Raw genomic sequence first — 22,494 nt, forward strand, 5'->3', positions numbered from 1 at the left:
TCGTCGCCGGTTGGCTGCCGCTGGCCGCCGTCCTGGCCGTGGCCGGTCGACTCACCGGCCACGGCATCAGCACCGGTGCGCTGATCGGTGTCCTGACCTACCTGGCTCAGGTGCTCGTACCGGCTCTGGACCTGTTCGTGGCCACGGTCGGCAACGCCGGCCTGCGGTTCGTGGTCACCCTCGGCCGGCTGCTGCACCGGGCCGCTCCCGCGCCGGCCGGGCAGGCTGCCGCCGCCTCGCTCGGCCGCCCGGCGACGTGCCTGGAACTTCGGGGCGTCACGTTCCGCTACGGTGTTGGCGCGCGGCCCGTATTGCGGGACACCGACCTCAGCGTCGGGCCCGGTGACCACCTTGCCGTGGTGGGGCCGAGCGGCGCCGGCAAGTCCACGCTGGCCGGTCTGCTGTGCGGCATGTTGCAGCCGAACGAGGGCGCGGTCCACTACGACGGTGTCCCGGTGTCCGACCTGGACTCCGCCGCCCGCGCCCGCTGCCGCGTACTCATCCCGCAGGAGGCGTACGTCTTCCCCGGCACCGTCGGGGACAACCTGCGCTACCTGAAGCCGGCGGCGGCCGACGCGGAGTTGCTCGCCACCGCCGAGCGGCTCGGTGCGGAGAAGCTGCTCGAACGGCTCGGCGGCCTGCGGGCGTACGTCCGTCCCGCCGAGCTGTCGGCCGGGGAGCGCCAGCTCCTGACCCTGGTCCGCGCCTACCTCGCACCGGCTCCGGTGGCCGTGCTCGACGAGGCGACCTGCCACCTCGACCCGGCCGCCGAGGAGCGCGTGGAACACGCGTTCGCGGCCCGCGGCCCATTGGTGGTGATCGCGCACCGGATCAGTTCGGCGGAGCGCGCGACCCGGGTGCTGCTGCTCGACCCGGACGGCCCGCTGCTCGGCACTCACCAGAGCCTGCGCGCGATCAGTCCGCGGTACCGGGAGATGACCGGCTACTGGGCGACGCTCGGCTCACAACCAACCGGCCCGGCGCGCTTGCTCGGCGGCGTCGGCCCGGTTCCGCGCGCCCAGCTTGACAGTGATCCGGCTGAGGCGGTTGCGGACGGTGGCCGGTGACAGCGCCAGCTTGTGGGCGATGTCGTCGGCTGCGAGGCCCTGCGCCGCCAGGGCCAGCACTTCGCGCTCCCGGCCGGTCAACGGGTTCTCCGACTGCACCAACAGCGAGACGACCAGTTCGGGGTCGAGCACCGCGTTGCCGCCGGCCAGGCTTCGCAGCGCGGAGAGCAGGTGCTCGACGGAGGCGCGCCGGGTCACGAACCCCACTCGATCGGTGCCCTCCGGTGCCAGCCGCGCCAGCACGTCGTGCCGGTCGGCGTCGATGAGGACGAGGACCCTCGTCTGCGGCAGGGCCGCACAGATCGTCGCGGCGGCCGGGAGCGGATCGTCGTCACCGCCCAGGTCCAGCAACGTCAGGTCGGGCGGCACCAGGAGGCTGATGGCGTCGCGCCACGCGGCCAGCTCCGCGACGACGTGCATATCGGGCTGGGTGCGCAGGACAGCAGCGAGTGCACCGCGATAGAGGGTCTCGTCCTGCACGACCGCGACGCGGATGGGGGAGGACGCTGCTTCCGACACGCCTGACACAATGGCACGGATTGAACACGCAGGGCGACCGCGGCGAGCGGTCGGATAACTGTCACGCACACGGCGTTCGCCGACCGGCCCGGCGCGGCAAGGACGACCGAGGTGGGGTCGATGGTCCTGTCTCCTCCCGCCCGGGCCTGGCCGCGCGGCGTGCCGGCGGCTACTCCGCCAGGAAGAGGGCCCGGCTCGGGCAGATCTCGACGGCGACCCGTGCCCGCTTCAAAGCCTGGTCGTCCGCCGGGGCGTCCTGGAGGACGACGACCGTGCCGTCCTCATCGCTCTGATCGAACGCGTCGGGGTCGGTCAGGACGCACTGACCCGCTCCGACGCAGCGGTCGAGGTTCGCCACGATCTTGGTCATGCCGGGTCCTCCCACGTCACGGGCACCTCGTGGATGCCGTAGATGAAGGCGTCATCCTTGTAGGGCAGCCTGTCGGCGGGTTTGGCGAGCCGCAGCGTCGGAATCCGGCGGAAGAGGGTGTCGAAGACGATCTGCAGTTCCATGCGAGCCAGGTTCTGGCCGAGGCACTGGTGGATGCCGAAGCCGAAGGCGACGTGGTTGCGGGCGCCCCGGTCGAGCTTGATCTCTTCCGCCTCGTCGAAGGCCGACGGGTCGTGGTTGGCCGCGTTACTCAGTGCCAGGACGGGGTCGCCGGCCCGGATGGTCACGCCGCCGATCTGGACGTCCTCGACGGCGACGCGGGAGTTGGCGAACTCGGCGATGGTGTAGACCCGCAGCAGTTACTCGATCGCGGGGAGCGTGCGCGTCGGGTCCGCGCGCAGCGCCGTCAGTTCCTGTGGGCGTTCCAGCAGCGTCACCACGCCGAGCGAGATCATGTTGGCGGTGGTCTCGTGGCCGGCGATCAGCAGCAGGAAGGCCAGCGACAGGACGTCCTCGGGGTCGTTGCCCTGGGCGAGTTGACGGCCCAGCAGGTCGTCGGCCGGCTCGGCGGCCTTCTCGGCGATCAGGTCCCTGAGGTAGTCGCGCAGCTCCGTGACCGCCTGCTTGCGTCCCTCGGCGCTGACGGCGCGGCTCAGCAGGGCTGAACTGCGGGTCTGGAAGAAGTCGTGGTCGTGGTACGGCACGCCGAGCTGCTCGCAGATGACCAGGGACGGGACCGGCAGGGAGAGCGCCTGTACGAGGTCGGCGGGGCGCGGACCGGTCAGCACGGCGTCGATGTGGTCGTCGACGATCTGCTGGATGCGCGGCCGCAGACCGGCCATGCGGCGCACGGTGAATTCGCCGACCACGGCCCTGCGGGCGGGACCGTGCTCGGGTGGGTCCAGCTGGATGATCGATCGGCGCATGAGGTCGAAGGCGGGTTGCTCGCGGGTGAACCGGGGGAAGTTCGGATGCCGGCGGTCGGAGCTGAACCGCGGATCCGTGAGCATGGCGCGGATGTGTTCGAGCCGGCTCAGCGCCCAGGCGACCTGGCCACTGGGCAACGTGACCTGGGAGATCCCGGATTCGGTGTCCCGGATGCGGGTGTGCTCGTCCGGGGGTGCGTACGGGCAGCGGCGGGTGGTCTGCAGGGCGGGAGCGGTCACCGAGAACCTCCATCGGTCGCAGTCGAATCTAAGCGGAATAAAACCCTCCGCTTATTCGCCGAGAATAGCCCTGAATCCGGACATTCGTCCAGAGTCGACAGTGAGGTCGTCAGGAATCCAGGTGGAGGTCGGTCACGCTGATCGGCTCGCCAGGAAGCACGCTCTGCCCGCCGGAGTGCAGGCCGTCCAGGACAAGGCTCAAACAGCGTCGCATCAGCAGCTCCGACATCTCCGCGGACCGGCTCGGTGGCGGTTTGAGAAGGTACGACACCATCGCGAACACGTCACCGGCGCCGACATCGGACCGCATCGACCCCTCGGCCTGGGCCCGCTCGACCAGGTGCTCGACCACGTCGATCACCGCGGCGCGGGTCGGCCGGAAGTCGGGTGCCTCTTTGAGGGCCTGCCGTGTGTGTTCGTCCATCATGGTCACATGCGCACTGAACCGCAGGTCGACGGCCCGGCGGACGATGCGCGTGAGGGCGTCCCAGGCGGTCGGCTCCTCGCCGATCGCGGCGTGGGCGTCGGCCAGGATCGCCGAGAGGCTCTCCAGGGCCACGGCGCGCAGCAGCGACCCCCGGTCGGGGAAGCGGCGGTAGAGCGTGCCGACGCCGACTCCGGCCCGCCGGGCGATCTCGTCCATCGGCGCGCCCGGGCCGATCTCGGCGAACACGACCCGGGCCACAGCCACGATGTGGTCGCGGTTGCGCTGGGCGTCGGCCCGCAGTCGTGTTATTTCGGCCTTCATCGAATCCTCCCGCGTTCCCGGCAGATTATCCGGGCGCGGTCTTGCCGGCCACCGGCTGCCGGTCCGGATACGACGGCGTCCGGCCAGATCCGTGCCTACCTCGCCACCGTCGACGGCAGTGTGCCGGTCCGGCAGCACCCGGCGGCCGAGACCGGGCGGGTGTCGATCGCGCACCAGAAGCCACCAGACCGGGCAGATGCTGGTCCAGCTCATCAAGCCGATGGCCGAATCTGAATGGCGCGGATCAGCGGTCCGGGAGCCGGTTTTCGGCCAGCCAGGTGCTGGCCCGGCGTTTGGACGCCTGGGAGAGCCACGCGTCCTGGACGATCTCGGTGAGCTCCCGCCGGGTCAGCTCGCCGACCCGGCTCGCCCGCAGCAGCACCGACGGGTGCCCGTTGAAGTGGGGTGTGGTGAAGAACGGCGACCCCGGATCCTGCACCAGCGCCTGTTTGTCGTCGTCGGACGGGACCCAGAACACGATGACGTCGGTGTAGCGCTCGCCGGTGGACGGGTCGAACGCGTCCGGCCGGGGTGTGCGGAAGAAGACGAACGACTTCCCGCCGACCTGATAGACCGGATTGTCGTGCTTATCGCCGTACACCACCGTCACGTGCGGCATCGCCGAGGCCACCGAATGTATATCGGCCACGGTTGCCGGGCGTTCCCTGCGCGAAGCCACGGGCGAAGGATATCAATACTTTCGGTAATGGATGCGGCACCCAGCGACGGTTTTCTTTTGTTTTTCAAGAGAACTAATAACAAACTTTAGTGATCAAGGTCACTCAAAAGAATGGCGGGAAGGGGTAAGAAGTCGCCCTGAGCTGGGCGGTTGCCCGAAAAAACCGTCCGCTCGCCCTTCCGTCCACATTGCTATTCCGGGTGACTCCTCGTGCTAGGTTTCCCCGCGACCTAGGCCCACCGATTTGCATATCTCGATCTGTGCTGCCGGTTTATCGTCGCGTTCGCAGAACGTCCCTGCGTAACACCGCCTCCTCGGCGAGCAGCCCGGTGAAGCACCTATTCACTCGTGGGAGCAATGCCATGCCGGAGAGCGACCAGTTCCTGTACCGCTCATCGTCCGAAGTGCCGTATTTCAGCCGGGACGGCGAGACCTACCTGGCCGAGATGCCACTGCGCGACCTCAAGAAGACCCTGCCGCTGCGCGTGCTGTCCGAAGAGGACTTCGAGTTCTGGCAGACGTACGGCTACACCATCGTCCGCGAGGCCGTGCCGCGGGAGACCGCCCAGAAGATGATGGAGTTCGCCTTCGAGTTCCAGGGCTTCGACCCGGACGACCCCGCCACCTGGTACCCGGAGCGCGAGTTCAAGGACGAGCTCGACCGCGACCTGTACGTGCTCGGGTTCGTCGAGGCCTACCAGCACCAGCTCATGTGGGACACCCGGATGGCCCAGCGGGTCTACGACGCGTTCGTCGACGTCTGGGACACCGAGAAGCTGTGGGTGAGCCTCGACCGGCTCAACCTCAACCCGCCCAACGTCGGCAACCGGGCCCGCGCGATGATCCCGCCGACCGAGCGCGGCTTCGACATCAACCTGCACTGGGACGTCGACACCACGCTCACCGTGCTGCCGCAGCGGGTCCAGGGCATCATCGCGCTGCACGACACGGAGGAGGAGCTGGGCGGCTTCCAGTGCGACCCGGAACTGTTCCGCCGCTTCGAGGACTGGCGGCTGCGCCAGCCGGCCGACCGCGACCCGGTCCGGCCGAACATCGACCGCAACGAGTTCCCGGTCGTACGCCCGCAGCTCAAGGCCGGCGACCTGCTGATCTGGAACGGCCTGGTGGCGCACGGCGTCGCCCCGAACCGGTCGAAGGACAAGTGCCGCTCGGTGCAGTACCTGACGATGATGCCGGCCCTGCCCACCCACGAGAAGCTGGTCGAGTCGCGGGTCAAGTCGTGGCGCGAACTGATGACCCCGGAGTGGAACGGCACCCTGGTCGGCGACGTGCACAAGCACGAGTCGCTGCGCTACGGCCCGGCCGAACTGACCGACCACGGCCGTCGTCTCCTCGGCGTGGACGAGTGGTGACGATGCGCCGAGTCTGCCTGGCCCTGCCCACCCACCGCGAGTGCGCGGGGACCATCGCTGCGATCCACGCCGAGGCCGCGTACGGCGCGAGCACGTTCGGGGTCGAGGTCGAGTTCCTGATCCTCGACTCGTGTGACCCCGAAACGTACGCGGCGCACGCTCACGCCGTACGGAATCTGCCGCAGGCCGGCGGTGTCAGCGTGACCCATCTCGACGAGGCCGCTCAGGCCGAGTTCCTGAATCGGGCGATCGCCGGGTCCGGCGTGGCCAAGCCGGAGTTGATCTTCGAGCTGATGCTGCCGAACCGGGCGTCCTACGGGGCGTGCACCAACCGGGCCTTCATCATCGCGGCCGCGCTGGGCTGCGAGTCGGTGCACCGGCGCGACTCCGACGTGGCGTTCCAGGAGTTCGAGGGTGAGCCGGTCTACCCGATCCACCACGAGCTGATGTCGATCGGCAAGACCGCCCGTGACGCGGTCGCCGGCGTCACCGAGGTCGCGCTCGACCCGAAGCACCTCGACAAGCCGGTCGTGACGGTCGGCGCGTCGTTCATCGGCGACCTGTCGGTCGACATCGAGGAGGTGCGCGAACAGAACCCGCAGGCCTACTTCGACATCGTCAGCCTGTGGGCCGCGCCCGGCACCACCGAGCAGGAGAAGCGGGAACTGGTCGAGGAATCGTTCACCGGGTCGCCGGACGGCGAGTTCACCGGCGACCGCTCCATCCTCAGCCTGGTCGACCCGATGCGGGTCGACATGAGCAACATCAGCTACTACCAGGTGCACGAGGACGTGCCGCTGCCGCCGATGACCGACACCATCGGCAGCGACTATTTCCACATCCACCTGGTGCCCGACAGCACGCTCCCGGGCGTGCTGCACAACCGGCACGTGATCAACTACCACACCCCGGACCGCAAGGCCGACGAGGCGTTCTACGTCTACCACCTGCGCCTGGTGAAGTTCTTCCTGTCGATGCTCTACCTGCACGAGATCTATGCCCGGATGGGCGCGGCCGGCTCGCACCTGCTCGACGGGAACCACCGGATCCGCGTGCCCATGCTGGCCGACATGGTGCGGGCCAGCTCCACTCTGGACCCGACGCCCAACTTCGCCAAGATGGCTCAACTCGAACGGGCGTACCGCAGCATCGGTGGCCGCTATGCGGCCTTCGCCGATCGACTGGCCGGGCGTCAGGAGCAGCTGGTCGTCGAGGCACGCCAGGACATCGAGGAGTTCGCCCTGCTGATCGAGGTCTGGGGGCCGCTGGTCACGGCGGCCAAGGCGAGCGGCCTGTCTTGATGTTCTCCAGCTCTGCCCTGCGGTCCGCCCTCGCCGAGGCGACGGCGGACCGCATCGTGTTCGACCTCGCCGGCATCGTCGACCGGCACGACGACCTGCTGCGCGAACTGCCCGGCGTCGACGTGCGGTTCGCGGTCAAGGCATGCCCGGTCGACGACGTGCTCGGTGCGCTGGCCCGGGGCGGTGCCGGCTTCGACGCGGCCAGCCCCAACGAGATCGCCCAGGCCCTGCGGACCGGCGTGCCGCCGGACCGCGTGCACTACGGCAACACCATCAAGTCCGATCAGGACATCGCCACGGCCTATCGGAGGGGGGTCCGGCTTTTCGCCACCGACAGCCTGGCTGACGTACGCGCGATCGCCGCGCACGCCCCGGGATCGCGCGTGTTCTGCCGGTTGTCGACCCCGGGCCGCGGCGCCCTGTGGGGCCTGTCCGGGAAGTTCGGATGTTCGGTGCCGCAGGCCCTCGAAGTGCTGGCCGCGGCCCGCGCGCACGGGCTGGTCCCGGCCGGGCTGTCGCTGCACGTCGGCTCCCAGCAGATGACCGTGGCGGCGTGGCGGGACGCGTTCACCGAACTGGCCGGGGCGATCACCCGCCTCGACGCGCTCGGGATCCGCCTCGACCACGTCAACCTGGGCGGCGGCCTGCCCGCGATGGGCTACCTCGACCGGTCGGGTGTTCTGTTGAGGCCGCCGCTGCCGGCGATTCTCGGCGCGATCCGCGACGGCATGCGGCGGCTGCGGCTGGTCGCCGCCGGGCCGCTCGACTTCGTGCTCGAACCCGGCCGCCACCTGGTCGCCGACCACGGCGCGATCCGGGCCCACGCCGTGCGGCTCACCGAACGCGAGCAGCACTGGCTCTATCTGAGCTGCGGCCGGTTCAACGGGCTCTACGAGCTCGACCAGATTCAATACCGGCTGGAGTTCCCGACCCACCCGTCCGGGCCGCGGGTGATGGCCCGGGTCGCCGGGCCGACCTGCGACAGCGACGACGCGTTCGGGCCGGGCGCGCTGATTCCGGTGCCGGCCGCGCTGTCCTCGGGCGATCCGGTGTGGATCATGTCGGCCGGGGCGTACTCGGTCAGCTACACCACGGTCGGCTTCAACGGGTTCGATCCGTTGCCGCACCGGGTGATCGGGGCGCGGGACGAGGTCGCGGCGTGCTGACCGCCTCGATCCGGGCCTTGTCCGCGGCCGACTGGCCCTCGGTGGCCCGGCTGGAGTCGACGACCTACTCGCCGCTCGGGCTGTCGGAGGATCCCGTCGTCCTGCGCAGCCGGGCCGGGGCGGGGACCTCGTTCGTGCTGTCGCTGGAATCCTCCGTCGCCGGCTACCTGCTGGCGCTGCCGTTCGAGTACGGCCGCTTTCCCTGTCTGGCCGATGTGTCGACTCCGGCCGACGCGCCGGCGGCGGCGGATCTTCACCTGCACGACATGGTCATCGCCGCCGGGCACCGGGGTGCCGGGTTCGGCAGCCGGCTGGCCGGACACCTCTTCTCGTCGGCCCGGGCGCAAGGCTATGCCCGGGTCTCTCTCGTCTCGGTCGGAGGCAGCGGCGCCTTCTGGACCCGGCACGGGTTCCAACCGCGACCGGAGGTGCCGGCCCCGGCCGGATACGGCCCGGGCGCGACCTACATGTCCCGCTCGCTCTGACCTAAGGAACCACCCGATATGTCGTTCCGACGCTCACAAGTCGCGATCGCCGCGCTCTTCTGCTTCCTAGGTTTCCAATACGGCACCTGGGTCTCCCGGGTTCCCTACCTCAAGTCCCACCTCGACCTCAGCACGGTCGAGGTCGGCCTGCTGCTGCTCGCCCCCGGCATCGGCGCGACGGTGTCGTTCCCCCTGGTCGCCCGGCTGATGAAACAACTCGGCTCGCGGCTGCTCTGCATCACCTCGGCGATCGCCCTGCTGGTGATCCTGGCCGCGCTGTCGGTGGCGCCCAACTTCGCGGTCGCCATCGTGGTGCTGTTCCTCGACGGCATCCTGATCGCCTGCCTGAACGTGGCGATGAACGCCCAGGGCGCCGACCTGGAGACCAGGTTCGAACGCAACACGATGGCCAAGCTGCACGCCGTCTTCAGCGGCGGCACGTTCGGGGCGGCGCTGCTCGCGTCGGCGGTGACGTCGTTCAACGGGAAGCTGCCGATCCACTTCCTGATCGCCGGGGTCCTGCTGGTCGCCATGCTGGCCGTCTCGTGGACCGGCCTCCTGCCTGCCTCCTCTCCTTCTCCCGCCGACACCGCCGGGGCCACCGACGCCACGCCGTCGGCGAAACGTCGCTGGGCCATCCCGTCGATGGTCGTCCTCGGCCTCGGCATCGCGATGATCTTCAGCGAGCTGACCGAGGGCGCGATGAACGACTGGTCGGCCCTCTACCTGCGCGACGTCACCCACGCCGCGACCTCGGTGACGCCGCTCGGCATCGCCACCGTCTCGGCGATGATGGTGCTGGCCCGGCTCTTCGCCGACCGCTGGCGGGCCAAGTGGGGCGACAAGCGGGTGGTGCTGGCCGGCACGGTGCTGGCCACGGTCGGCCTGGGCGGCGCGCTGCTGGCCGGCGGCTGGCTGCCCGCGCTGATCGGCTTCGCCTGCGTCGGCCTGGGCATGGCCGCGGTCGCGCCCTGCATCTACGTCGCCGCCGCCAAGCACGGACCGGACGCGCTCGCGCTGGTCGCCGCCACCGGCACGGCCGGTCTGCTGGTCGGCCCGCCGATCATCGGGTTCGTGGCCGGGGCGTCGAGCCTGGTCTGGGGCATGACCGTAGTGGTCGTCGCGATCGTGCTGGTCTTCATCAGCGTGACCCGGATTCAGCTCGGCGCGGCCTCGCCCGCCGAAGAGTCGGCGGCCGAAGTCGCCGAGACCGAAGTCGCCGTCTGACCCATCGCCGGGTATCACTGCGCGGCGTCGAACCCATACGATCGCGCAGTGACTACGGCGACGACTCATCCCGACACGGAAACGCCCGCGGTAACACCTGCCGCGGGCGTTCCCGACATCGTCCGGCGCCGGCTCGCCACGCTCGAGGACTGGCTGAACCCCTACTCGTGGCTGGTCACCTTCGTGATCACCGGAATCGCGGCGATCACCCGGCTGTACGGGCTCGCCAGCATCAAGGGCTACATCTTCGACGAGGTCTACTACCCGACCGACGCGGCCGACATGCTGCAGCACGGCGTCGAGTGGGACCCGGAGCACGGCGGCCCGGCCTACGTGGTGCATCCACCCCTCGGCAAGTGGCTGATCGCCTTGGGGGAGAAGGCGTTCGGCAACCACGAGCTGGGCTGGCGGTTCCCCGGCGCGATCGCCGGCACGCTGATGATCCTGATCCTCATCCGGATCGCCTACCGCATGTTCCACTCGATCGTGCTGGCCGGGACGGCCGGCCTGCTGATGACGCTCGACGGCTTCCAACTCGTGCTGTCGCGCATCTCGCTGCTCGACATCTTCCTCGGCCTGTTCGTCGAGGCCACGTTCGCCTGCCTGCTGATCGACCGCGACCACTATCGCCGCCGCCTGCTCCGCGCGCTCGAGGACGGCTCCGGGGCTCCGCGGATCGTCCCGTGGTGGCTGCTGGCCGGCGGCGCGGTGTTCGGGCTGGCGTGCGGGGTGAAGTGGAGCGCCCTGTTCTTCCTGCCGTTCTTCGTGCTCGTCGTACTGATCTGGCGCCGGCAGGCCCGCCGCTCGGCCGGCCTCCGCACCCGGTCGGCCGGCGACATCGGCTGGTGGGCGGCGAGCATCGCGCTCAGCCTCATCTTCTACCTCGCCACGTGGACCGGCTGGTTCGTCACCAACGACGGCTACTTCCGCCACTACCGCCAGGCCAACGGCCTCAGCGAGCCGCCGGTCCTGGGCGCCCTGCTCAACCTGTGGCACTACCACCACGAGGCCTACAGCTTCCACAGCTCGCTGACCGCCAAGCACCCCTACCAGTCGTGGCCGTGGCAGTGGCTCCTGCTCGGCCGGCCGGTGCTGCTCTACAAGGGCACGCCGACCGGCTGCGGGGCGCCCAGCTGCGTACGCGAGATCCTGCTGCTCGGCACGCCCCTGCTGTGGTGGTCGTTCCTGCCGGCGCTGATCGCGGTGCTCTGGTTCGGCATCGCCCGCCGCGACTGGCGCGCCCCAGCCATCCTGATCCCCGCCGTCGGCAGCATGCTCCCCTGGTACTACTACGCGGTCACCGACGGCCGCACGATGTTCAACTTCTATCTGCTGCCCGGCCTGCCGTTCCTGATCCTCGCCGTCGTCTACACCCTCGGCGCCATCATGACCCCACCCGGCGGCATGGCCACCGGCAAGATGCGCACCGACCACCAGCTGCTCGGCACCGTGATCGCCGGCCTCTACATGGCCGTGATAGCCCTGTGCTTCGCCTACTTCTACCCGATCTTCGTCGGCCAGCTCATCACCTACCAGGGCTGGGCCTCCCGCATGTGGCTCGGCACCCGCTGGTGGTAGCCGGCGGGTGGGCGCGGCAGCGGTGAGAGCGCTGAGAGCTGGGCGCCCAGGCTTCGGCGGCGATCTGGTCGGCGCCGGCCTTGTGGTTGCGCTCTCCGCGCAGGTGGGCGGCGAAGTAGCCGCCGAGGACCCGGCTTGACCGGCCGGCGGCGGGTCGCCGGGGTGGCCGCCTGAGGCTTTTCACACCAGCGTTTGTGGCTCGGCCCGTTTCTCTCATGGCGGCCCGTTTCGAGTCGATGGGCCGCGCTGTCGGTGACCGGCGGGGAAGGCGAGACAACATGGCGGATCCGATTCTCGAGCGGCTGCTGTCGCTCGCCCGGGCCCATCTTGGCATGGAGGTGGCCTGGCTGTCGGTGTTCCGCGACGGGCAGCAGGTGATCGTCGCGGCCGAGGGTGCGCTGGCCGAGATGAACGTGGTTCTCGGGCGGGGCGTCGAGTTGAGCCAGGCGTTCTGCACGCAGGTGCTGGCGGGGCGGCTGGGCCGGGTGGTCACCGACGCGCGGCGGCATCCGATCGCCCGCGAGCACGGGGCGACCCAGGAGCTCAACATCGGCTCGTACGTCGGGGCGCCCTGGCGGGAAGCGGACGGGACGATCGGCGGCATGCTGTGCTGCCTGAGCCGTACGCCCGACCCGAGCCTCGACGACTACTCGGCGCGCTACCTCGGTCTGCTGGCCGACCTGGTCACCGAGCATCTGGGCAGTCCGGCCGCGCGGGCCGGCCGGCCGGCCGAGAAGCAGATCCGGGCGGTCCTCGACGCGCGGGCGATCCGTACCGTCTTCCAGCCGGTGGTCCGCCTGGCCGACGCCGGCATCGTGGCCTACGAGGCGCTGTCCCGCTTCGACCACCCATTGTCGGCCCGGCCCGAGCGGGCGTTCGCGATGGCCGCCGGCAGCGGTCTCGGCGCCGAGCTGGAGCTGATGGCGGCCGGCAGTGCCCTCGCCCACCTCGACCTTGCCCCCGACGACGGCTGGCTCGGCGTCAACATCTCGGCCGACACCGTACTCAACCCGGCCGCGCTCGCCCTGTTCATGCGGCATGTCGGCGGGCAGCGGATTCTGCTCGAGATCACCGAGCACACGCCGGTCTCCGACTATCACCGGCTCACCGAGGCCCTGCGGCCGCTGCGCGCCGCCGGCATCCGGATCGGCGTCGACGACGCCGGGGCCGGCTTCGCCAGCCTCAGCCACATCCTGCATCTCCAGCCGGATGTGATCAAACTGGACATCGCGCTGGTGCGCGGCATCGACCTCGATCCCGTACGCCGTGCCCTGGCCGGCTCGCTGGTCGGGTTCGCGGCCGAGATCGGTGCGGTGCTCGTCGCGGAGGGCGTCGAGTCGCGGGGCGAGCGTTCCGCCCTCAACGCGCTCGGTGTCCGCTACGGTCAGGGCTTCCTCTGGGGTAAGCCCGGTCCGCGCGACGTCTGGCCGCATCGCGCGATCGAATCCGTCGATGGGTGACGTTCCCCGGCGAATCCGCTAAAAATGACAGTCGGGGCGCCGATGCTTCAGCAGCAGGCACTTCAGGGGGTTGGTCTTGGTCGACACCGCTGTACGGGCAGACGCGCGTAACCACCTCGACGAGGAGCTCGTCGCGCTGGTCGCGGCCGTCTACGCGAGTCACGAGGGTCTGGCCGAACGCGCGCTCGCGTTCGAGCGGGCGGCGGCCGAGGCCGGCGACGAGCGCAACGCGCTGCTCGGCCGGCTGGTGCGGGCCGACATCGACAACCGCAACGGGCGCTGGGCCGAGGGGCTGCAGACGGCGTACGCGATGCTGCACGAGGGGGCCGACCGGGTTGTCGCCGCCCACGCCCACGCGGTGCTGGCCGGCGGCCTGTGGCGGCTGGGCGACAACGCCGAGGCGGTCGAGCACGCGTTCCAGGCCGACCGGCTGCTGACCGAGGACGACCCGCTCTGCCTGCGGGTCGACCACGCGCTGATCCTCGCCATCCAGGTCAACGACCAGCGGATGGGCCGGGTGTCCGAGGCGGAGTACCGCTGGGCCCAGGAACTGGCCGAGCGGCTCGGCGAACCCGACATGATCGTCGGCAACCTCAACAACTGGGCCTGGGGGCTGCTGCAGAACGGCGACATCCCGGCCGCGATGGCGCTCGTCCACCGGATGTTCGCGGTCAGCACCAGCTCCGGGCGCCTGCTCAACACCAACTGCGTCGACACGATCGCCCGCATCCTGGTCGCCGACGGTCAGACCGCGCGCGCGGCCGAGATCCTCGAGACCGCGCTCGTCGAGGCCCCGTCGACCGACAGCGACGGCATCCCGGCGTGCCTGATCGCGATGGCCGAGATCAAGCGGGGCGCCGGCGACGTGCCGGCCGCGATCGAGTTGCTCGAACGCTGCCGCAAGACGACCATCTCCAACCGGCTGGCCGAGATGGACGCCCACGCGTTGCGGCTGCTCGCCGACTGTCACGCCGAGACCGGCGACTTCGAGTCGGCGTACCGGGAGATGGTCGAGTTCCAGGACGCCTGGACGCGCCGCCGCTCCGAGCAGAGCGAGGCGCTCACCCTGGTCACCCAGGCCCGGTTCGCGGTCGACGAGGCCCGGCGCAACAGCGAGCACTTCCGCAAGCTGGCCGAGCGCGACCCGCTCACCGGCATGTGGAACCGGCGGCGCTGCGACGCCCACCTGGCGGCCCGGCTGGAGGCGCGGAGCGGCCCGTTCAGCGTGGCCATCCTCGACCTCGACCACTTCAAACAGGTCAACGACACCTATTCGCACGCGGTCGGCGACGACGTGCTGCGCCAGGTGGCGGCCCTGCTGCGTCAGGTGGCCGAGCCGGTCGGGCGGTCGGGCCGGCACGGCGGCGAGGAGTTCGTGGTCTACCTCGACGCCGACCGCGACACCTCGGCCCGCCTGTGCGAACGCCTGCGGCTGGCGATCGCGGCGTACGACTGGTCGTCGCTCGCCCCCGGCATGCACGTGACGACCAGCATCGGCGTCACCGAACTGCGGCCGGAGGACGACAGCCGCACGGTCCTGGCCCGAGCCGACAGCCACCTCTACACGGCCAAGAACGCCGGCCGCAACCGCGTCATCGCCGACTAGACCGGTTGTGCCGGGCCGATGCCGAGGACGGGCCGGCACTCGTCGACGCCGGTCAGCTCGATGTCGTCTCGGCGGGCCCGTTCCCACGTCTCGCGGGTGAGCCGCCACTGCTGGATCTGGGCGGGCTCGCCGCGGCGGGTGTCCCAGTCCAAGCCGTTCGGTTCGTAGCCCAGGGCGCGGGAAACGCGGTTGGACGCCTCGTTGTCGGTGAAGGCGTCGCTGCCGGCTTCGCGGGCGTCCAGCCCGGCGAAGGCCAGGTGCAGGATCGCCGACCGCATCTCCTTGCCCAGCCCCTGCCGCCGGTGGCCGGGGGCCAGCCACGAGAAGCTCGACACCGTGCCGAACCGGGTGAAGTTGGTGCCACTGAGGTCCTGCATGCCGACCGGTTCGCCGTCGACGAGCACGGCGAAGTAGAGCCGCCACGAATCCGGGCTCACCCGGCCGCGGCCGCGCCAGATGCCGCGCAGCCATTGCCATTCGCGCTCCGGGCTGTCGGCGTAGAACGAGATCGGGTCGTCGAACGGCCACGGCTCGACGTCGGCGATCCCGGCCCGGACGAGCGGCACGAGACGTTCCAGCAGGTCGTCGGAGGCGCCGGCCAGCGTCAGGCGGGGCGTGCGGACTTCGACGTTCAGCGGGGGATAGGTATGGGCCACGGCCGGACGCTAGTCAGCCACCCCGGTCACCGCACCCGGTTTTCCGATCGAAGACGCATCAGGCGCGAGACGGCAGGGCGCCCGGGTTGTCGGCCGGGATCAGCGGCAGGAGGCGGTCGGCGATCGGCTGCAGCGCGGCGGCGCAGAGCTCGGTCGCCGGTGCTCCCGTGCGCTGCCACGGTGCCTGCGCCAGCCGGTCGGTCTGGGCTTCCACCTCCGCGTACGTCCGGGAGCCGGTGACCGTGACGCTCCCGTCGGAGCCCAGCCAACCGCGGGTCCGCAGGCGCTCGGCGCCGGCCTGCCATTCCTCGTCGGTCCAGCCGCGCGCCGCCTGCATCGAGGCGCGCAGCCGGCCGCCCTCGAGGGCGTCGCGCAGGACCAGCGATTCGCATCCGTCGAAACCGGCGATGAGCAGGGACGCCACGTGGCCGTCGCCGCGGTGCTCGCGCAGGAGGGTGGCCGCGTGCCAGAGCCGGCCGGGGGCGTCGCCGGGCCAGGGCAGGTCGGCGTAGGCGGCGGCCAGCGTGCGGCCGGGCAGATCGATCTCACGGGCGGCGGCTTCCAGCCGGTCGGCCGCCTCGGCCAGGTCGAGGTCGCCGCAGGTCTCGGCCAGTGCGGCCCGGGCGCCGGCCAGCCGGGCCTCGGTGGCCGCCTGCGGGGTGATGCGGGTCCAGACGTCGGGGAACGCGCGGCCGACCATGGCCGGGGAGAAGCCGAAGAACGCGGCGACCACCGGCCCGGCGGTGACCGGTCCGAGCGGGGCGGCGCGGCCCGCGAAGTAGCGCCGCCAGAAGCCGCGCAGGCCGGCCGCCTCGAAGATCGGCCCGGCCTGCGGCGAGAAGTAGGTGACGGCGTGCACGGGCTCGAACAGCGACCACATCCGGCGCGGAAGAGACATGCCCGTAGCCAATCAGACGGTGACCAGCTCGCGCGACTCCTCCGGCTCCGCGGCCGGGGCCGGGGTTCGCAGGGCCACGACGATCACGATCAGGCCGGCCAGGGCGAGGGCGGCCGCGGTCAGGAACGCCAGGCGGTAGCCGCCGGTCAGGGCGAGGTCGTCGGAGACGCCGGTGGCGCGCAGGCCCGAGGAGCGGCCGGCCGACAGGGCGGCCAGGACGGCCAGGCCGAGCGCCGAACCGACCTGGGCGGTGGTGTTGAAGACGCCCGAGGCCAGGCCGGCGTCGTCCGGGGTCGCCTCGCCCATCGCCAGCGCGGCCAGGGCCGGGAACGCCAGCCCGCCGCCCAGGCCGAGCAGGATCGTCGAGGGCAGCACGTCGGTCAGGTAGTGCCCGTCGACCGGCACCCGGGCGAACAGCGTCAGACCGGCCGCGACCAGGGCCAGGCCGGTGATCACCAGGCGGCGGGCGCCGAAGCGGGCGATCAGCCGGTCGGTGTAGCGCAGCGACAGGCCGCCCATCACGACCGTGATCGGCAGGAACGCGCAGCCGATCTTGAGCGGGTCGTAGCCGAGCACGTGCTGCACGTAGAGCACGCCGACGAAGAAGGTGCCGAACATTCCGGCCGCGCTGAGCAACTGGGCGATGTTGGCGCCGGTCAGGGTGCGGGACCGGAAGACCCGCAGCGGGATGAGCGGGGACGAGGCGGTGGCCTCCCGCACCAGGAACGCGATCAGCAGGGCCACCGCGACGGCGGCCAGCGTGACCGTACGGGCCGAGCCGCCCGGGCTCACGATCGTGTAGACCGTCACCATCAGCGCCGACGTGATCAGGGCGGCCCCGGCCAGGTCGGCACTCCGCCGGCCGGTCGCGCGGCTCCGGTCGTACGGAAGGAAACGCCGTGCCGCGGCGACCGTGACCAAACCGACCGGGACATTCACGAAGAAGATCCAGTGCCAGTTGACCGCCTCGGTCAGCACGCCGCCGAGCAGCAGGCCGATCGCCCCGCCGGCCGACGCGACGAAGCTGTAGACGCCGATCGCCCGGGCCTGCTCCCGCGGCCGGGGGAACATCGTCACGATCATGCCGAGGATGACGGCCGAGGTCGCCGCCCCGCCGACACCCTGCACGAAACGGGCCACGATCAGCACGGTCCGGTTGTCGGCCAGCCCGCAGGCGGCCGAGGCGGCGGTGAACAGGATCAGGCCGCCGATGAAGACGCCGCGGCGCGAGACCAGGTCACCGATCCGGCCGGCGAGCAGCAGCAGGCTGCCGAACGGGATCAGGTACGCGTTGATGACCCAGGCCAGGCCGGACGGGCTGAACCCCAGGTCGTGCTGGATGGCCGGCAGTGCGACGTTCACGATGGTGACATCCAGGATGATCATCAGCATCCCGGTGCAGAGCACGCCCAGCGCTAGTTTTTTCGGCACGGTCGCCGTCCCCTCCTAGTTATTACGATCGCTGGGTAAGACCGCGCAGTTTTCCAGAATTAATCGGCCGGGCCGCGATGAGTTTGCGCGGCGGGGCCGGTCAACACAGGCATGGAGGATCTGGTGGACACCGACTTCGTGACGAAGGCCGACCCCTACCGGCGGGAACTGCTCGCCCACTGCTACCGCATGCTCGGCTCGGTCTACGACGCCGAAGACCTGGTGCAGGAGACGTACGTGCGGGCGTGGAAGTCGTACGACCGGTTCGAGGGCCGCTCCTCGATGCGTACCTGGCTGCACAAGATCGCCACGAACGCGTGCCTGAACGCCCTCGAGTCCCGCAGCCGGCGGCCCCTGCCGATCGGGCTCGGCGCGCCCAGCTCCGACCCGGGCGACGACCTGATCGAGCAGCGCGAGGTGCCCTGGCTCGAGCCGCTGCCCGACGCGATGCTCGGCGGGGATCCGGCCGCGGTGGTGACCGACCGGGAGAGCATCCGGCTCGCGGTGGTCGCGGCCATGCAATACTTGCCGCCCCGCCAGCGGGCCGTGCTGATCCTGCGCGACGCGCTGCAGTGGCCGGCCGCCGAGGTCGCGTCGATGCTCGACATGACGGTGGCCTCGGTCAACAGCGCCTTGCAGCGGGCGCGGGCCCAGCTTGCCACCGCCTCGCCGTCTTCGACGGAAATGTCCGAACCGTCGGCCTCCGACCAGCGCGAGTTGCTGGACCGGTTCGTGGCCGCGTTCGAGGCCAAAGACGTCAACGCCATGGTCAAGATCTTCACGACCGACGCGGTGTGGGAGATGCCCCCGTTCACCGGCTGGTACCAGGGCCCTCTCGACATCGTGCGCCTGGTCGACACCCGCTGCCCGGCCGAGGGGCCGGGCGACATGCGCCTGGTGCCGACCCGGGCCAACGGGCAGCCGGCGTTCGGCCTCTACATGCGCTCCGGCGACGAATACCTGCCGTTCAACCTGCCCGTGCTCACGCTGACCCCGGACGGCGTCAGCCACGTGTCGTGCTTCTTCGACCTGCGCCTGTTCGAGACGTTCGGCCTACCGGCGTCCATTCCGGTCGGCTCATGATGGACGCGCTCGCCGCGGGGGTGGCAGTTCTCGAGCGCTCCATCTCTTATGCCCTGGGCAGCCTGGCCGTCGTGACGCCGCCGCTGCTGATCCGGCCGACACCGTGCCCCCGCTGGGACCTGCGCGACCTGCTGCACCACTTCAGCGACTCGATGGCGGCCCTGCAGGAGGCGGCCGAGTGCGGCGAGATCTATCTGAGCCCGCTGCCGGACGCCGACGCGGTCATCGCGGAAACCCGGGACCGGGCGGTGCAACTGCTGGGTGCCTGGACCAACGGTCCGTGCGCTCCGACCGTACGCGTCGCCGCCGCGCCCGTGACCGCACCGGTGATCGCCGGTGCGGGCGCCATCGAGATCACCGTGCACGGCTGGGACGTGGCCCAGGCGTGCGGCTCGCCCCGCCCGATCCCGGAAGACCTGGCCGACGAGCTCCTCGACCTGGCCGTCCTGCTGATCCGCCCGCCCGACCGGCCCGGCCGCTTCGCCCGCGCGTTCCCGGCCGCCCCGGACGCCGGCGCGGCCGACCGGTTGCTGGCCTTCCTCGGCCGCAAAGTTCCGGTCTGAAATCGGGCCGGGCTGTCGAGACCGGCGCGACGGCTCCGTCCCCGGGGCAGATGCGGCCGACGTGGCCGCACCGTCCACAACCGGAGGAACACAGCCGTGCGAAAGCTCGTAGTCCAGCAGTGGGTCACCGTCGACAACATCGCCGCCGAGGAGGACGGCGGGCTCAGCTTCGTCTCCGGGGAACCCTTCTCCGACACCACCGACCCCGCGTTCAAGGCCGGCGTGATGGGGCTCATCGACTCGGTCGACACGCTGATCCTCGGCGCGAACACCTACGCCCAGACCAAGAACTACTGGCCGTACGCCGACGACCAGGGCGAATACGGCGAGAAGCTCAACCGTCTCACCAAGTTCGTCGCCTCGTCGAAGCTGAACGACGCGCCGTGGGGCGACTTCCCGGCCGCGACCGTGACGCGCGACCCGGCCGCCACCATCCAGCAGCTCAAGGAACTCAGCGGCAAGGACATCTGGCTGTGGGGAAGCCTGAAACTCATGCACTCCCTGCTCGCCACCGGCGTCGTCGACGAGGTCCGGATGCTGGTGTGCCCGGTGGCCCGAGGTAAGGGAACGCGCATCTTCGAGGAACGGTCGGACCTGAAACCGGTCGAGGCCACCATGTTCGACAATGGCGTGGTACTCCTGCGCTACGAGATCACGAAGTAGGAGGAACCGCCGCGATGGCCACCGACTCGCAGTGGGACCGGGTCGCCGAGCACACCCGCACCTACCTCGCCTCGGGCGGCACGCCACGGCGCAACTGCCCGATCTATGGCACCACGGGCGGCGCCGACGAGGACCCGACCTGGTTCCGGGAGAGTCCCCGCGAGATCCCGGTCGTCCTGCTCACCCCGCTCGACCAACCCCGCTAGTGGATCCGACGACGCGCGCCAACCGGGCCGCCTGGGAAGTCGCCTCGCAGAAGCACGTGCGGGAATACTCCGAGCTGCTCGAGGCGGCCCGGGCCGGCGGCTCGCTCACGCCGGTCGAGCACGCCCTGCTCGACCCGCTGGTGGCCGGCGGCCCAGCGGTCGTGCACCTGCAGAGCGGCCACGGCGTCGACGACGTCGACCTGGTGCGCGGCGGCGCCCGCCTCGTGGTCGGTGTCGACTACAGCGCCGTCGCCGCCGCGGCCGCCCGGCGTCGCGCGGTCGAACTCGGGTTCCCTTGCCACTACACGGTTTCCGCCCTGCCCGGCGCCCCACTGGCCGACGGCGCCGCCGACCTCGTCTACACCGGCAAGGGCGCGCTGATCTGGATGCCCGACATCGACGCGTGGGCGCGGGACGCCGCCCGCCTCCTGCGCCCCGGCGGCCATCTCTTCGTCTTCGAGGGCCACCCCGCGGTGCCACTCTGGACCTGGGAGGCCGACCGCCCCCGCATCCGCCCGGACCGCAGCTACTTCGGCCCCGGCCACGTGAACGACAGCTTCCCGGCGAACGGGGCCGTCGAATGGCAATGGACCCTCGGCCAGATCGTCACGGCCCTCGCCGGCGCGGGCCTGAGCATCCGGCACCTCGGCGAACACCCGGAACCGTTCTGGCGCATGGGCGGTGTGACCGCGGCCGCCTGGGACGGCGATCTGCCCAACACGTTTTCCCTCCTGGCGTCGCGGCCTTAGACGTTCTGCCGGGGCTGCGCCGGGCCGAGTTCTTTGACCTCGACGTGGACCAGATCGCCGGGTGCGGGCTGTTCGTGGCGGCGGCCGGTCCAGGCGGGCGAGGCGACCGGCGCCGGCCCGTTGCGCGATCGCGTGGCGGGTCGAGGCGGCAGGCCCAGGCGCCGGCCGATCCGGACCGGGCCGTTTGCTGCGGCGAAGGTGCTGCCAACAGCGTTCGACCGGCGCCGGTGTGCGGTTCGGGCTGCGGCCGGACCGGTCCGACATGCCGCGGCTCCTTCGGCGCGGTAGCGGTCGAGCCACGTTTCGCGGTGGTCACGGCGATTGGAACCGGTGCGCGGCCGCCGCCGGAAGCCGGTGGCAGCTTCTCGGGGAATGGCCGCCCAGGACGGTGACCGGGTAGGCGGAGCCGTCTGTGTGGTGTTGCGGGGTGGCGCGCGGCTGAGTTCGCCTCGTGCCCGGCCGCGCGGTTGCCAGCTTCCGCGCGCAGGTCCTAAGCGGGCGGGTCTTCGCCCGTGCGGCCGTCGACCGACTCGCGGATCAGGTCGGCGTGGCCGGTGTGCCGGGCGTATTCCTCCAGCAGGTCGCAGAGGAGCCGCCGCAGGTTGACGGGGCGGCCGTCGGGCAGGGTGAGGTGGACGAACTGGTCGGGGCCGCCCCGGGTCAGCGCCGCCGCGAACCGGGCCCGGGAGCGCGCCACCGCCGCGTCATAGAGCGCGTAGAGGTCGGCCGGGGAGTCGGTCGCGGCCGAGGTGAGCTCCCAGTCGGGGTCGCTCGTCCAGTCGGCGGTGTCCCACGGCGGGCCCAGCTCGTCGCCCGCGAGTTTGGTGGCGGAGGCGTGGTCCTCCTGCAGCGCCAGGTGTTTGAGCAGGCCGCCCAGGGTCAGGGTGGACGCGCCGAACCGGGCGCGCAGGCCCTCGGCGCCGAGGTCGGCGGTCTTCCAGCGGAACGTGGCCCGCTGCCGCTCGAGCGCTCCGAGCAGCGCCTCGGCCTCGGTGCCGGCGAACGGGGGTTCCCAGGGAGCTTCAGCCATGACCGGAACCTACCCGGCACGCCCGACAAGAACCGACCGTGATCATCTGAGTACCCCCCCGATGTGGGAGGTCGGGGCCGGTATGGGTACATTGGAGCCATGGCGACGATCTTCAACCGCGGCTTCCTGCTGCGGACGTTGCCTGCCCTGCTCGCCCTGGTCCTCGGCCTTCTGGTGGCCCCGCAGCAGCCCGCACCTCACGCTGCCGCCCTTCCCCAAGCCACGGCCTACAGGACCGTCGCCGCCCCGGCCGCGGTGCATTCCGGACACTCCGCCGACCCGTCGGCCGAGCCCGAGGCACCGTCCACGCCCGGCGCCGACCCCATCGAGCAGCGCCCGCGCGCACTCCACGCGCAGATCACCGTCGGCGCCGACGGTTCGCGAGCACCTCCCTCCCCGCTGGTCTGAGCGCCCGGGACGGCGTACCCGTCCGTGGGCTTTTTCCTGCC

At 71.0% G+C, this 22,494-nt stretch carries 25 protein-coding genes; 15 read left to right on the forward strand and 10 right to left on the reverse strand.

Annotation, left to right across the window (positions count from 1 at the left end; all coding sequences use genetic code 11):
* Positions 1–1,067 (forward strand): ABC transporter ATP-binding protein (locus AB0M88_RS21370; RefSeq protein ID WP_364104675.1); only part of this gene is annotated, 1,067 nt, incomplete at its 5' end.
* Here the strand turns inward: AB0M88_RS21370 and AB0M88_RS21375 are convergent.
* From AB0M88_RS21375 to AB0M88_RS21400, 6 genes are all read right to left on the reverse strand, one after another.
* The gene (locus AB0M88_RS21375; protein WP_364104678.1) at positions 963–1,586 is read right to left on the reverse strand and encodes a response regulator transcription factor; all 624 of its coding nucleotides are present in this window, start codon (positions 1,584–1,586) and stop codon (positions 963–965) included. The two genes, AB0M88_RS21370 and AB0M88_RS21375, sit on opposite strands and share 105 nt — an antisense overlap.
* 169 nt (positions 1,587–1,755) lie before the next feature.
* Positions 1,756–1,956 (reverse strand): ferredoxin, encoded by a 201-nt coding sequence (locus AB0M88_RS21380; RefSeq protein ID WP_364104681.1) that lies wholly within the window; start codon positions 1,954–1,956, stop codon positions 1,756–1,758.
* Positions 1,953–2,336, reverse strand: coding sequence for a cytochrome P450 (locus AB0M88_RS21385; RefSeq protein ID WP_364104875.1), 384 nt, complete (start codon positions 2,334–2,336; stop codon positions 1,953–1,955). Before AB0M88_RS21385 ends, AB0M88_RS21380 begins: the two co-directional genes overlap by 4 nt.
* A complete protein-coding gene (locus AB0M88_RS21390) occupies positions 2,337–3,143 on the reverse strand; it encodes a hypothetical protein (protein ID WP_364104684.1) in 807 nt (268 codons plus the stop codon).
* A 109-nt stretch (positions 3,144–3,252) separates the two neighbouring features.
* Positions 3,253–3,891: a TetR family transcriptional regulator gene (locus tag AB0M88_RS21395; RefSeq protein ID WP_364104687.1), complete on the reverse strand. Its 639-nt coding sequence runs from the start codon at positions 3,889–3,891 to the stop codon at positions 3,253–3,255.
* A 244-nt stretch (positions 3,892–4,135) separates the two neighbouring features.
* The gene (locus AB0M88_RS21400) at positions 4,136–4,570 is read right to left on the reverse strand and encodes an MmcQ/YjbR family DNA-binding protein (RefSeq protein WP_364104690.1); all 435 of its coding nucleotides are present in this window, start codon (positions 4,568–4,570) and stop codon (positions 4,136–4,138) included.
* Positions 4,571–4,932: 362 nt separating this feature from the next.
* Here AB0M88_RS21400 and AB0M88_RS21405 point away from each other — a divergent pair, with 362 nt between their 5' ends.
* From AB0M88_RS21405 to AB0M88_RS21440, 8 genes are all read left to right on the forward strand, one after another.
* Complete coding sequence (locus AB0M88_RS21405; RefSeq protein ID WP_364104693.1) at positions 4,933–5,943, forward strand: phytanoyl-CoA dioxygenase family protein; 1,011 nt, start codon at positions 4,933–4,935, stop codon at positions 5,941–5,943.
* Positions 5,944–5,945: 2 nt separating this feature from the next.
* Entirely contained in the window at positions 5,946–7,244 is a 1,299-nt protein-coding gene (locus AB0M88_RS21410; RefSeq protein WP_364104877.1) for a DUF6271 family protein, read from the forward strand.
* Positions 7,244–8,410: a type III PLP-dependent enzyme gene (locus AB0M88_RS21415; RefSeq protein WP_364104696.1), complete on the forward strand. Its 1,167-nt coding sequence runs from the start codon at positions 7,244–7,246 to the stop codon at positions 8,408–8,410. The genes AB0M88_RS21410 and AB0M88_RS21415 overlap by 1 nt, the downstream gene beginning before the upstream one ends.
* Positions 8,404–8,895, forward strand: a complete 492-nt coding sequence (locus tag AB0M88_RS21420) for a GNAT family N-acetyltransferase (protein WP_364104699.1) — start codon at positions 8,404–8,406, stop codon at positions 8,893–8,895. The genes AB0M88_RS21415 and AB0M88_RS21420 overlap by 7 nt, the downstream gene beginning before the upstream one ends.
* An 18-nt stretch (positions 8,896–8,913) precedes the next feature.
* Positions 8,914–10,122 carry an MFS transporter gene (locus tag AB0M88_RS21425; protein ID WP_364104702.1) on the forward strand — a complete coding sequence of 403 codons (1,209 nt, stop codon included), beginning with the start codon at positions 8,914–8,916 and terminating at the stop codon, positions 10,120–10,122.
* A 48-nt stretch (positions 10,123–10,170) separates the two neighbouring features.
* Positions 10,171–11,700 carry a phospholipid carrier-dependent glycosyltransferase gene (locus AB0M88_RS21430; RefSeq protein WP_364104705.1) on the forward strand — a complete coding sequence of 510 codons (1,530 nt, stop codon included), beginning with the start codon at positions 10,171–10,173 and terminating at the stop codon, positions 11,698–11,700.
* Positions 11,701–11,978: 278 nt separating this feature from the next.
* A complete protein-coding gene (locus AB0M88_RS21435) occupies positions 11,979–13,160 on the forward strand; it encodes an EAL domain-containing protein (RefSeq protein WP_364104708.1) in 1,182 nt (393 codons plus the stop codon).
* Positions 13,161–13,236: 76 nt separating this feature from the next.
* The gene (locus AB0M88_RS21440; protein WP_364104711.1) at positions 13,237–14,766 is read left to right on the forward strand and encodes a GGDEF domain-containing protein; all 1,530 of its coding nucleotides are present in this window, start codon (positions 13,237–13,239) and stop codon (positions 14,764–14,766) included.
* Here the strand turns inward: AB0M88_RS21440 and AB0M88_RS21445 are convergent.
* The 3 genes from AB0M88_RS21445 to AB0M88_RS21455 are packed head-to-tail and all read right to left on the reverse strand — an operon-like array spanning position 14,763 to position 17,751.
* On the reverse strand, positions 14,763–15,422 hold the full coding sequence (locus tag AB0M88_RS21445; protein ID WP_364104714.1) for a GNAT family protein: 660 nt from the start codon (positions 15,420–15,422) through the stop codon (positions 14,763–14,765). The two genes, AB0M88_RS21440 and AB0M88_RS21445, sit on opposite strands and share 4 nt — an antisense overlap.
* Positions 15,423–15,480: 58 nt before the next feature.
* Positions 15,481–16,320, reverse strand: a complete 840-nt coding sequence (locus AB0M88_RS21450; protein WP_364104717.1) for a hypothetical protein — start codon at positions 16,318–16,320, stop codon at positions 15,481–15,483.
* A gap of 12 nt (positions 16,321–16,332) precedes the next feature.
* Positions 16,333–17,751, reverse strand: a complete 1,419-nt coding sequence (locus AB0M88_RS21455) for an MFS transporter (protein ID WP_364104720.1) — start codon at positions 17,749–17,751, stop codon at positions 16,333–16,335.
* Between the two features lie 111 nt (positions 17,752–17,862).
* Here AB0M88_RS21455 and AB0M88_RS21460 point away from each other — a divergent pair, with 111 nt between their 5' ends.
* The 5 genes from AB0M88_RS21460 to AB0M88_RS21480 all read left to right on the forward strand — a co-directional run bounded on the left by AB0M88_RS21460 (position 17,863) and on the right by AB0M88_RS21480 (position 21,015).
* On the forward strand, positions 17,863–18,834 hold the full coding sequence (locus AB0M88_RS21460; RefSeq protein ID WP_364104723.1) for a sigma-70 family RNA polymerase sigma factor: 972 nt from the start codon (positions 17,863–17,865) through the stop codon (positions 18,832–18,834).
* Complete coding sequence (locus AB0M88_RS21465) at positions 18,831–19,397, forward strand: TIGR03086 family metal-binding protein (RefSeq protein ID WP_364104726.1); 567 nt, start codon at positions 18,831–18,833, stop codon at positions 19,395–19,397. Before AB0M88_RS21460 ends, AB0M88_RS21465 begins: the two co-directional genes overlap by 4 nt.
* A gap of 96 nt (positions 19,398–19,493) precedes the next feature.
* Positions 19,494–20,060, forward strand: coding sequence for a dihydrofolate reductase family protein (locus AB0M88_RS21470; RefSeq protein WP_364104729.1), 567 nt, complete (start codon positions 19,494–19,496; stop codon positions 20,058–20,060).
* A 14-nt stretch (positions 20,061–20,074) separates the two neighbouring features.
* Positions 20,075–20,266 carry a hypothetical protein gene (locus tag AB0M88_RS21475; protein WP_364104732.1) on the forward strand — a complete coding sequence of 64 codons (192 nt, stop codon included), beginning with the start codon at positions 20,075–20,077 and terminating at the stop codon, positions 20,264–20,266.
* Complete coding sequence (locus AB0M88_RS21480) at positions 20,266–21,015, forward strand: class I SAM-dependent methyltransferase (RefSeq protein WP_364104735.1); 750 nt, start codon at positions 20,266–20,268, stop codon at positions 21,013–21,015. The genes AB0M88_RS21475 and AB0M88_RS21480 overlap by 1 nt, the downstream gene beginning before the upstream one ends.
* Positions 21,016–21,505: 490 nt before the next feature.
* Here the strand turns inward: AB0M88_RS21480 and AB0M88_RS21485 are convergent, their stop codons facing one another.
* Positions 21,506–22,045 (reverse strand): DUF664 domain-containing protein, encoded by a 540-nt coding sequence (locus AB0M88_RS21485; RefSeq protein WP_364104738.1) that lies wholly within the window; start codon positions 22,043–22,045, stop codon positions 21,506–21,508.
* A gap of 99 nt (positions 22,046–22,144) precedes the next feature.
* Here AB0M88_RS21485 and AB0M88_RS21490 point away from each other — a divergent pair, with 99 nt between their 5' ends.
* Positions 22,145–22,453 carry a hypothetical protein gene (locus AB0M88_RS21490; RefSeq protein ID WP_364104741.1) on the forward strand — a complete coding sequence of 103 codons (309 nt, stop codon included), beginning with the start codon at positions 22,145–22,147 and terminating at the stop codon, positions 22,451–22,453.
* The last annotated feature ends 41 nt before the right edge of the window (positions 22,454–22,494 follow it).

The sequence above is a fragment of the Actinoplanes sp. NPDC051411 genome, from assembly GCF_040682075.1.
Classification (GTDB): domain Bacteria; phylum Actinomycetota; class Actinomycetes; order Mycobacteriales; family Micromonosporaceae; genus Actinoplanes.